This is a genomic window from Dietzia massiliensis, from assembly GCF_018390595.1.
GTDB classification, from domain to species: Bacteria; Actinomycetota; Actinomycetes; order Mycobacteriales; family Mycobacteriaceae; genus Dietzia; species Dietzia massiliensis.
This window is the reverse complement of the sequence record NZ_JAHBAV010000289.1, coordinates 1-375: the sequence shown is the minus strand read 5'-3', so window position 1 is coordinate 375 and position 375 is coordinate 1. Positions and strand designations below refer to the sequence as shown.

Below are 375 nucleotides of genomic sequence, written 5' to 3'. Positions count from 1 at the left end.
TCTCCGCCCTGCTGGCCACCGAGGAAGCCGCCGTCCTGGCCGAAGCCCTCGACCAGCGCGTCGCCGAACACGACGCCGCCGACACCGACGCCACCGCCGCGGCTGCCGCGGCGCGGGCCGCCGATCCCGATACCGCCCCGGATGAGCCTGTCGAGCCGGAGCCGAACTACTCCAAGGCCGAACGCCGCGCCGACGCCCTGATGTCCCTGATCTGCGGCGACACCCCCACCCACCCCGACGCTGCCAGCGCTTCCAAGGACACCGACGGTGCCGACGGGGGCGGCCCCGCGAGCACGTCGAGTCGCCCGGGCGCGCCCGCAGGCACCGGTCAGGCGCCGGTGTTGCGGCCGAAGGTCACCGTCATCGCCACCGGCG

At 75.7% G+C, this 375-nt stretch carries 1 pseudogene; it reads left to right on the top strand.

What is annotated here, in order from left to right:
• Positions 1–375 (top strand): annotated as a pseudogene (locus tag KHA85_RS17250) (HNH endonuclease signature motif containing protein); the annotation flags it as partial.